General features: G+C 61.3%; 8 protein-coding genes. 4 read left to right on the plus strand and 4 right to left on the minus strand.

Annotation, left to right across the window (positions count from 1 at the left end; all coding sequences use genetic code 11):
• Positions 1-274: 274 nt before the first annotated feature.
• The 3 genes from ACLP2E_RS03425 to ACLP2E_RS03435 form a co-directional block, all read right to left on the minus strand.
• Entirely contained in the window at positions 275-1,774 is a 1,500-nt protein-coding gene (locus ACLP2E_RS03425; RefSeq protein ID WP_442465153.1) for an O-antigen ligase family protein, read from the minus strand.
• Between the two features lie 948 nt (positions 1,775-2,722).
• Positions 2,723-3,436: an MIP/aquaporin family protein gene (locus ACLP2E_RS03430; RefSeq protein ID WP_442465154.1), complete on the minus strand. Its 714-nt coding sequence runs from the start codon at positions 3,434-3,436 to the stop codon at positions 2,723-2,725.
• A gap of 106 nt (positions 3,437-3,542) precedes the next feature.
• The gene (locus ACLP2E_RS03435) at positions 3,543-3,923 is read right to left on the minus strand and encodes a hypothetical protein (RefSeq protein ID WP_442465155.1); all 381 of its coding nucleotides are present in this window, start codon (positions 3,921-3,923) and stop codon (positions 3,543-3,545) included.
• A gap of 149 nt (positions 3,924-4,072) precedes the next feature.
• Here ACLP2E_RS03435 and ACLP2E_RS03440 point away from each other — a divergent pair, with 149 nt between their 5' ends.
• The 3 genes from ACLP2E_RS03440 to ACLP2E_RS03450 all read left to right on the plus strand — a co-directional run bounded on the left by ACLP2E_RS03440 (position 4,073) and on the right by ACLP2E_RS03450 (position 6,632).
• Positions 4,073-4,438 (plus strand): DUF1612 domain-containing protein, encoded by a 366-nt coding sequence (locus ACLP2E_RS03440; RefSeq protein WP_442465156.1) that lies wholly within the window; start codon positions 4,073-4,075, stop codon positions 4,436-4,438.
• Positions 4,435-4,683: a helix-turn-helix domain-containing protein gene (locus tag ACLP2E_RS03445; RefSeq protein ID WP_442465157.1), complete on the plus strand. Its 249-nt coding sequence runs from the start codon at positions 4,435-4,437 to the stop codon at positions 4,681-4,683. The genes ACLP2E_RS03440 and ACLP2E_RS03445 overlap by 4 nt, the downstream gene beginning before the upstream one ends.
• Before the next feature lie 185 nt (positions 4,684-4,868).
• Positions 4,869-6,632: a PHA/PHB synthase family protein gene (locus ACLP2E_RS03450; protein ID WP_442465158.1), complete on the plus strand. Its 1,764-nt coding sequence runs from the start codon at positions 4,869-4,871 to the stop codon at positions 6,630-6,632.
• A 970-nt stretch (positions 6,633-7,602) separates the two neighbouring features.
• On the opposite strand, the gene ACLP2E_RS03455 is transcribed toward ACLP2E_RS03450, so the two are convergent.
• On the minus strand, positions 7,603-7,812 hold the full coding sequence (locus ACLP2E_RS03455) for a hypothetical protein (protein WP_442465159.1): 210 nt from the start codon (positions 7,810-7,812) through the stop codon (positions 7,603-7,605).
• A 310-nt stretch (positions 7,813-8,122) separates the two neighbouring features.
• Here ACLP2E_RS03455 and ACLP2E_RS03460 point away from each other — a divergent pair.
• The coding region (locus tag ACLP2E_RS03460) for a Tn3 family transposase (protein WP_442465160.1) at positions 8,123-10,142 on the plus strand (2,020 nt) is incomplete at its 3' end.

The following is a 10,142-nucleotide window of genomic DNA, read 5'->3' on the forward strand; positions in this document are numbered from 1 at the left end:
GCCAAAAAAAATCCTGCAGCTGACGCAAATCGATCGCATCGGAACCATCCGAGCCTTCAGCGACTTGCGCCAATTTCAAAGGGATATTTCCATGCATTGGCGAATGTTTCCCGAGCAGGCGTCCGAAGCAAGCCACATACCACAGTTAAAACAAACTCACCAAGTCGCGGTTAACGGGGACTTACCAGGCCTTCTTGGCGCAATTGCGACTTCGGCCGTCTTCACCCCCGCGACAGCGAGGTTCCTGTCCGTTGTTTCGTGGCGGAGGGCGCGTCTAACGATCGGTGGCGATTTTGCTGCTCCACGATTGCGCCGTTCCGGCGCCGAGCAGCGTAACCCAGACCAAGGCCACCGCCTGGATTTGCAGACTGAAATCGATGAAGGAGTGTAGGCCGACGATCACCGTGGCGGCGCTCGCGGCGAGCGGAGCGGCGACGGAATTTCGCCGCGTCAGCGCGGCGAAAACACAACGCCCAGCAAGCAGGGCAATGGCGGCGAGAAGAAATAACGCCATTGGGACGCCAAGGCCCTGCAATAATTCGAGATAGCTGTTATGCGCCTTGTCCCAAAAGTTGAAGAAGTCGATGGTGGTGTCTCGATACATCGGAAAAATCTCCGCAAAAGTTCCGTCTCCGAAGCCTAGCAGCGGCGCATCGACGATCGAATTCCAAGTCAAGCTGTAGATCGCTAGGCGAGCGTCGTTTGCAAGACCGTTGGTAGCCAGTCGATCGGCGAGATAATCGCCAAAATTGAAAAAGGCGGCGCCAATCGCCAGTCCGATTATCAACGAGCCAAAGCCGACACTGACGGCGTTGTTCCTGCCGCGAACGCCCACAAGCAGCAGGCAAGTCAATAAGCCGCCCAGCGTCGCAAAAAAACCTCCGCGCGAACCGGTCAGGATTAGAGCGACGCCGACGATGAAGGCGCAGACGATCCAGAGCCCCCCCGGACCAACGATTAAGGCGATAAGGTGAGCCATTTTGCGGCCAACGCCGACGCTTTGAAGCTCGCCGCGACGCAAAAACAGGCTCGCGGTGACGGCGAAACTCGCCATTAGACCGAGGCCGGCATAGGTGGCGTAGGAATTGCGGTTGATGAAGCTCGAGGTCACTGAATCCAAGTAATAGAGTTTATCGAACCAAAGAATCGTGCGCGGGAATAGGAAAAAAGCGACGACTCCATAGGTTGCGTAAAGCCCGCCAATAGCGGCGATCGCCTGAACGAGGCGGCGCGCTCGCGTGGGCGAGCGGCAGAGCTGCAACGCCAACCAGAAGGTTAGACCGCAGGTGACGAAGCGCAACAGAGCGATAACAGTGTCGTCGCGATTGACACTGATGGAGCCGGGCAGATCGCGTCCCAGTGTCTCGCGCGCCATCTGCCAGATCGGGTGCTGATTGCCGATCGGGATGAAGGAGGCGACTTGCATGAATGACCAGCCGCAAACGGTGGCGAAAGCCAGAGCCGCGAACCAGATGCGGCGCACCGCCACCGGATGGCGCCGAAGCGTCGCAAGCAAGCCGATTTCATAGAGCAGGGCGAGGGCTCCGAATCCGACCGCGTTAACGCCCCACGCCAGCGGTCGATTGGAGCCGAACCAGAACGGCGTCCAGGCCAAAGCCGAGAGAAAGGCGAGGAACAAAGCTTCGTCGATTCGGGCGGCGTATTTCGCGGCAAAGCCGGCTGAGAGGGAGTTCGTCGTGGAGACGAAAAGTCTGGGCGTCGCGTTTGGATCGGCGTCAAGGCCGATCGAGGCGGATGGCTTCGTCGGTCGCAATGGCGTCATCTCCGATCGGCGTCCATGAGTTGCGGCAAAGCAACGGCGAGGCTATGCGCCATGATTAAGCTCCCTTGCTCGGCACGCGCCGGAAGACCTCGGCACATCGCGAAGGCGAGGTTTGGCGGCGGCGAGATGAAGCAAGGGCCGCGCAAACCTTCTTCGGCGTCGCGCTAGATAGGAGAAACAAATGCATCGCGCTCTCGGCGCTCTCGCCCCGGCGACGTATGAGGATCTCCTCGCGCCTACGGTGAGGCGAGCAAAGTTTCGTTCGGCGCCGTGCATTGTTCAGAATTAGCCAAAATTTGATTGGCGTGCAATCACGGGCCGCGGGCGTTGTCGTCAAACCGTTTGGACGGGATTGCCATCTCCGCGCGATATAAGGCGGCGACCGCCGGATCTCGCCTGGGCTTTCCCAAGGCGTAATGAGTCCGTCGGCCCAGCGGATGGCGCTCCGCCATAACCCGAGTTGAACAGTAAACGCCGGAATGGCGCTTGCAACCCATTGATATTGTTTATTTGGAGCCTGGATTTTTCCAAAATGTGGTGCCACGTTTGCCTGTTTTATAGGCTTGTTTATGGACTCGGAATCTGATTCCGTGGTGCTCTGTTGCGAGGGCCCATGTTCTTCCGCCTCAAAAAGTCCGGCGAACGCGCCTATGTGCAGATCGTCGAAAACAAGCGCGTCGACGGCGCCGTGCGCCAGTCGGTCCAGTATCATGGCGCCGATTGGATGGTGCGCACCGACGCGGCGCGGACGATCGCCGCTTTGTTCCGCCAAGCCCATGTCGCGCTGCCGCCGCGAGCCCGACAAACCGCGCCCCGCCGAAGCCCGCGGCCTCCACAAAATCCGCCCCAAAACGCCGAGGCCGCCCCAAGCATAGTGCCACGCCGCCTTGAATCTCGCCGTAAATTGATGAAAATTAGAGGCTTGCTAAAATTAGGTGTTTAAGTGGGGGTCAAATCGCCCCGCGCCGCCAACGCGCCGGCTGCGGTCGGTCTGCCTTTGAGGATCCATTCGAACCCGACCGCGATTATGCCTCCTAGTATGGGACCTACGACATAGATCCACGTCGTGCTCAGGTCGCCGCGGATCAGGTCGGGCGCGAACGAACGCACCGGGTTCATTGAAGCGCCGCTGATCGGCGCTGCCCAGAGGCCGGCCAAAGCGATATAGCCGCCAACCGCGAGAGCGCCGTTGGAGCCGATATTACGGGCGCCCGAGGCGGTGCCAAGAATCGTGCTGACCAACCCGGTGGTCAATAGCACCTCCATGGCGAGCGCCTTGAAATCGCCCGCGCCCGCGCCGGGCGTCGTGGCGCCAAGTAACCCCTGTGTGCCGAACATCGCTCGGAGAAAGGAAGCCGCGGCTACGCCCCCGACGGTCTGCGCCAAGAGATACCCCGGCACCCGAGACCAGGGGAAATTGCGCCGCGCCGCGAACGCCAAGGTAACTGCCGGATTTAAATGGGCGCCACTGACAGTGCCCATGAAATAGATGATCACCATGACCATCATGCCTGGCGCGACGACCTTCATCCCCAGTGAGATCGCTCCGCCACTCAGGGCGCCGACGACATCGGCGCCGGCCGCGACGACGACGAGAAGGAACGTGCCCCAGGTTTCAGCGAAAAGGCGCCGCCATTCATGAGCCGATTCCAAGAAATCAGGTGCGGCTGATCCGTCCAGCATACGTTGCTGCGCTGTCGATTCGGTTGGATGACGGTGTGTGATTACCATGATGTCCTCGCGTAAGAGTTGGATGATCTCAATCCGGTCCGGCGATCTTGCAAGGAATCATGGCATTCTCATCAAATGTGTAAACCGCGCATAGACGGTGATAGCCGTCGGCGATTATCAGCTTGCCGTTTCGCTTGTCCCTGAACAACAAGAGTGGCGATAGCTTTTCGTCGCGAATGATTTTTGCACGATCTCTTTCGACGTGACTATTGCTCACTCCGAGCAGCGATAACATGGACGCCCTAAAAATGTCCTTTGCGGGAAATTTCGACATCTCCGCGCTTTCCAATTCCTTCGCGGCATTCTCGGCCGCTTGTTCTCCTAAAATAAGGCTCAGGTATGAGGCGGCGGCCGGATAATCATGTTTCTGCGGTTTGCTCCGCCATTTGATGATCCTCTTTTTCTCCATGGCAATTCTTCTAGCAAAGTTGCGGGGGACAGACAATGTCCGGAATTGTGAAGGGGTTCGGATGCGAGCCCTTCCCGAACGCTTGCCTTCGCGCGACTCTGAGGCCGGTGTCCGAAAGCCTCCAAAGAAGGAAACCGCGAGTCGTAAGGGTGCCTAAAGCCTTTCCCGTGCTGCGAGAAAACTCGGGATTGATTTACGACGAGGATTGGGACGAAGAGGCGCGACTCTCCGAATGGCGCCATGCGGTTGAGGAAACCCGCGCCTTGCCGCCGGTGATGGCGGCGGCCTTTGCTTTCGATGCGTGGGAGGCTATCGATCGCTTGCAGCATCGCGCCCGGCTTGGCCCCTTGCTCATTGCTGCTCTGTTGCAGGCGCGAGGCAAGACACGCCATCATCTCGCGGCGATTCACGCCGGCTTGCGTCGCGCTAAATATCGCCATTCTCGCCAGCACGATGCGGCCAGCCGGCTGATCGGCTTTACTCAGGCGATTGAGGCGATGGCGACGCCGATATGAAAGAGCTCGACAGATTGACCTTTGCGCGTGAGCTTTTGCTGCGGAAATGTCAGGGCAAAAGAGCGAATTCCAAATTGCCGCGCCTCGTCGAGCTGTGTCTAACTTCGCCCATCGTCAGCGTCCTGTTCGCCGCGAAGCGACTCGGGGTGTCGCAACAGGCGGCGACAATCATGCTTGACGAGCTTTTGTCGAACCTTCGCGAGTTGACGGGACGCGGGCGCTACCGAGCTTGGGCGGTAATGTGAGTGTCGTGGGGGCTCGAAACAATAGAGGGCTTCAGGGCTATCGCGCGGATCGATTGCGCTGCTCGCCGACGGGAAGCCAAGCAGTTGGCGCGCCGACGACTTCGAGTTGTAAAAAGTCGTCAAAAGCGACAATCTCAGCTCTGGCAGGGCCGGCTATGATGGATGTTGGCTAAGGAAGTGACGCTATGACCGCTGTGTTCACGCCCGTTTTCCCATCGGGGTCACCCCCGGAAATTCTGCCTCCGCCGCCGTCGCCTCCGTTCGTGACTAAGGCAGCCGACTTCGATCGCATCCTACACGACTGGCAAAGCCGTTTCACCGGCGGGACTTCGCCGAGCACGCTCGGTCTCGCCTGCCTGGATTGGGCCGCGCATGCGGCGAATGCGCCGTTTCAGACGGCGGAGTTGGGGCGCACGGCTATAGAGCAGTGGTTCCGCCTTTGGCGTATTGCAGTCGGAGGAGAAAAGGCGATCTCTCCGCTGCCGGGCGACCATCGCTTCGCGCATCCCGCATGGCGGCAGCCCCCTTACCGTCTGATCACTCAGGCAGTGCTGCTCGGCGAGGAATGGCGCGACAGCGTCGTGCGCAGTCAGCGCGGAGTCGATCCGCACAATGAACGCATCGTCGCTTTCAGTGTGCGGCAATGGCTCGATCTGGTGTCGCCATCCAACGTGCCTTGGCTTAACCCCGAAGTGATCGAGGCCACCCGCGCCAGCCGCGGCGCCAACCTCACGGAAGGACTGCGTAACTTGCTGCGGGACGCAACTGCAGCGCATGGCGGCGCGTTAGCCGACGCCTTTACGCTTGGGGTCGACCTCGCCGCCACGCCCGGCAAGGTCGTGTTTCGAAATGCGCTGATCGAGCTAATCCAGTATGCTCCAACGACCCCCACCGTGAGCGCGGAGCCGCTGCTGATCGTTCCCGCCTGGATCATGAAATACTACATCCTCGACTTGTCGCCGGGCAATTCGCTGATCCGTTGGCTCGCGGGGCAGGGGCGCACTGTGTTTGCGATCTCCTGGCGCAATCCCGGCGCGGAGATGCGCGATACATCGTTCGATGATTATCGGGCGCAGGGCGTCATGGCGGCCATCGACGCCGTGCAGACGATCTGTGGCGATGCGAAAATCCACGCCACCGGCTATTGTCTCGGTGGCACGTTGCTGACCATCGCCGCCGCCGCCATGGCGCGCGACGGCGATGATCGGCTGGCCAGTCTCTCGCTGTTCGCCGCTCAGACCGATTTCACCGAGGCCGGCGAACTGCAGCTGTTCATCACCACGGACCAGCTCGATTTTCTTGACGACATCATGCGGACGCGAGGATATCTGAGCAGCGCTCAGATGGGCGGCTCGTTCCAAATGCTGCGCTCGAACGACCTCGTCTGGTCCCACGCGATCCGCGACTACCTCGTCGGTGAGCAAGTAGAGCCGAACGATCTGATGGCCTGGAATGCCGACGGCACACGTCTACCGGCGCGCATGCACATCGAATATTTGCGGGGCCTGTTTCTCAAGAACGACCTCGCCGAGGGCCGCTTTCGGGTCGGCGGCCGGCCGGTGGCACTGGACGACATGAAGCTGCCGCTATTTGTCGTGGGGACCGAGCACGACCACATCGCGCCCTGGCGTTCGGTGTTTAAGCTCAGCCTGCTGAACGACGGCGAACTGACTTTCGTGCTGACCTCCGGCGGCCACAACGCGGGCATCGTCAGCGAACCCGGCCACCCCCACCGCCATTTCCGCATTCGCGTCCGTGAAGCCGGCGCCCGGACGCTCGGTCCGGATGAATGGGAACACGACACGGCTCCTCAAGATGGATCGTGGTGGCTGGAGTGGGACGCATGGCTCGACCGCCATTCCGGTATGCGGGTCGATCCGCCAACGATGGGCGCGCGCAACTTGCTGCCGCTCTGTGACGCCCCAGGAACCTACGTGCGTGAAAGATAGAGGTCGACCCGGCAAGTCGGCCTCGGCCCTGCACTATGGCCACCAACGCATCGGCAGTTTCGGGCTAAGGCTCACAACGTCTGGAGCGGCGCGAGGGTTGCCGCGGCCTGACTCGAGAACTCAATGCTGCTGGTGCCGGCGCGAGTTCAGCGTGTCAAGGTGTCAATGCCGGCCCCCCGGGGAACGACTGCGGCGCCATCGCGCAGAATCTCCACAAGTGAGAAGCTAAGTAGTTTCCGATCCTGTCGCGGCGCGCGCCGGTGTTCTAGATTGATCCGCTCTGGAGCCAGTTCTCGAGAAACGGGTCCATCGACGCCGAAACGGGAGAGTTCTATGAATAAACTTCTCATAGCGGGCGGTGTGTTTTCAGTCATGATGGGGGCAGCTTTTGCGCAGACTGCGGCGCCCCCTCCGCCGAGCGCGCCGATCCCGGCAGGAAGCAGGCCGTTGCCGCCAATGATTCCATCTCCATCTAAGGGCGCTCACTTTCGTCTCCAAGACGGAGACGCGGCGGTTGACGTCAAATGCGCCGACGAAGAACCGATGAAGCTTTGCGCAGACATAACCCTGCAAATACTAGAAAAATTGGTTTCTATGCCGGAGCGAGGTGATTCGCAGCGCTGACGCGCTGAAAGCCCCGAGTAGCTTGCATTTGCTTCGGCGGCTCTCCAGGAAGGGGAATTCGGCCATGTCTAGTAAACTAGCTTTCTCAGTTGCATTCTTGGCGGGCGTCGCCCTGCCGATTGCAAACTCCTCTGAAGCGGCGATCGGCGCCCGCATCCCTTTTATCGAGAGCTCCGTTATCCAAGAAGCCCAGTTCGTCTTCGATGGCCAAAATTATTGCTGGTATGATGACGGATGGCAGGGCCCTGGATGGTATTGGTGCGGATACGCTTGGGATGAAGGCATAGGCTGGGGCGGCGGGTCCGGCTGGAACGGCTGGCGCGGCGGCGGTTCTCGCGACAGGCAGCTAGGGCAAGGAGGCGGCGCTCGTGGCGCGGCCGTGGGAGGCCATCTTGCTAGCCACCTTGGGGGCGCGATGAGAGGCCGTCTGAGCGGTGCGATTGGCGGATTTATGGGCGGCGGTCATCCGGGCGGCGGCGGTCATCCGGGCGGCGGTGGTCATCCGGTTGGCGGTGGTCATCCGGGCGGCGGTGGTCATCCGGGCGGCGGTGGTCATGGCGGCCGCAGATAATCAGGACAAAGCGTCCAACGGGCTTTGTCACGTTGGCCCAGTATAGCCGATTTTAAGGCGGTTTTCCGCCTGTGGGTGCCGGGCTAAGCGCCCGTCAGGAAACAACCGCTTCGCGTAATTGGTCCGATGGAGCGATCGTGTAATTCCATTCGCCATGGAAATCGGCGCGAACGAAAATCCCGCGTCACGCTGGCCGCGAGGCTTGCGGGAAAGACCGCCGCGGAGACCATCTCGGTCATGCTCGCCGTGTTCGGACAGATCATACGGTTTCCGGCTGACTGACTCGGCGACGCTCGTGGTGTTCGCGCGTGAGATGGAAGCGATCCTCACCGACGCCGCTCTCGCCATGTTCGGCAAGATGCTCGGCTCCGTGTTCCGCCGCGCCGAGAACAAGCACAAGGAGAATGTCGTCGCGCGCGCCAAGGCGCTCGACGCTCCGACACGGGTGTTGCTCGGCATGGCTAAAGCCATGTTGGCGGCCAAGGACAAGGGAGAAGACCAGGTTGCGGCCGTGGAGCGCGCTCTCGGCTGGAAGCGCCTGAAGGCACTCGTCGAGGAAGCAGACAAGGCGGTCGCCAACGCGCGCACGGACAATCTGCAGGAGGTCGTGGAGCGCCATGCCACGGTGCGGCACGTTTCCTCTGTTCTGCTCGGCACGTTCACGTTCCGCTCCTGGAAATCCGGCGACGCCCTGCTCGACGCGCTGAACGTGCTTCGCGAGATTCATGCGAACGGCCCGAGGAAATTTCCGGCGCACCCGCCGATGGCGTTCCTGTCGCCGACATGGCGCAAGCTCGTGAGAGCCGACTCCTGCGTCGATCGCAGGGCCTATGAGGTCGCGGTCATGATGACGTTGCGCGACCGCTTGCAAGCAGGCGACGTATGGGTCGAAGGCAGCCGGGCGTTTCGCACCTTCGACGACTTTCTTTTGCCGCCCGACGTGTTCGCGAGGCGGCAACGCGACGGCGAGCTGGGCCTCGCCGTCGCCGATCGTTTCGAGGATTGGCGTGACGAGAAGACCAAGTTTTTGGAAACCCGCCTTCGCGAGGTCGACGCGCTCGCAGCCGCCGGCGAGCTGCCCGACGCGACGCTCACGACAGAAGGATTGTCGATCAGCCCCATCCGCAAGAACGAGAACGCAGAAGCCGACGTCATGACACGCCGGCTCTACGGCATGCTGCCGCGTCTGCGCATCACCGAGGTCCTCGCGGAAGTGCATGGTTGGACGGGCTTCTCGGAGCGCTTTCTCCATCTGCGCAGCGGCGCGCCGCCGGAGGACATTCTCGCGCTGATGACCGCCTTGCTCGCCGACGCCACCAATCTCGGCCTCGCGCGGATGGCGCGCAGCTCCACTGTCTCCACGCATTCGAAGCTGCTCTGGACCGCCGAATGGCATGTGCGCGACGAGACCTATCAGGCGGCGCTCGCCTGCCTCGTCGATGCGATTCACGCGCATCCCTTCACAAAGGTCTGGGGCGACGGCGACACCTCGTCATCGGACGGCCAGTTTTTCAGGGCCGGAGGCCACGGCGAAGCGCGCGCCGACCACAACGCCAAGTATGGCTCGGAACCTGGTGTGAAGTTCTACACCCACGTCTCCGATCGTTATGCGCCGTTCCATTCCAAGGTCATCGCAGCCAACGCCAGCGAGGCCGCGCATGTTCTCGACGGGCTCCTGCACCACGAGAGCTCGATCGACATTTGCGAGCACTACACCGACACCGCCGGCGCGATCGATCACGTGTTCGGCCTCTGCCACCTGCTCGGATTTCGTTTCGCGCCGCGCATCCGTGATCTCGCCGACCGGAGGCTTCATATCGTCGGCGCGCGCACAGCCTACAAAGCGTTCGATCCTTTGATCGGCGGGGCAATCGACGTGCGCGTCATCGCCGAGAATTGGGACGAGATCCTGCGTCTGGCGGCTTCGATCAAGGCGGGAACCGTCGCGCCTTCGGCGATCCTACGCCGTCTCGCGGCTTATCCACGACAGAACGCGCTCGCAAAATCACTCAAGGAAATCGGCCGATTGGAGCGCACACTGTTCATGCTCGACTGGATCAGCGATCCAGCTCTGCGCCGACGGACCAACGCCGGCCTCAACAAAGGCGAGGCGCGCAACGCCCTGGCGCGCGCAGTGTTTTTCCATCGCCTCGGCGAAATCCGCGACCGCACGTTCGAAAACCAGCGCTACCGCGCCTCCGGCCTCAATCTCGCCGTCGCCGCCATCATCCTCTGGAACACCGTCTATCTTGGCCGCGCCGTCGACGAGTTGCGCACGCGCGACGAAATCGTTCCTGACGAACTTCTCGCCCACG

The sequence above is a fragment of the Rhodoblastus sp. genome (assembly GCF_052145335.1).
Taxonomy (GTDB): Bacteria; Pseudomonadota; Alphaproteobacteria; order Rhizobiales; family Beijerinckiaceae; genus Rhodoblastus.

Coding starts and splice junctions, on each gene's coding strand:
- ACLP2E_RS03435 (WP_442465155.1), bottom strand. CDS start 3,923: ATGGAGAAAAAGAGGATCATCAAATGGCGGAGCAAACCGCAGAAACAT.
- ACLP2E_RS03445 (WP_442465157.1), top strand. CDS start 4,435: ATGAAAGAGCTCGACAGATTGACCTTTGCGCGTGAGCTTTTGCTGCGG.
- ACLP2E_RS03450 (WP_442465158.1), top strand. CDS start 4,869: ATGACCGCTGTGTTCACGCCCGTTTTCCCATCGGGGTCACCCCCGGAA.
- ACLP2E_RS03455 (WP_442465159.1), bottom strand. CDS start 7,812: ATGACCACCGCCGCCCGGATGACCACCGCCGCCCGGATGACCACCGCC.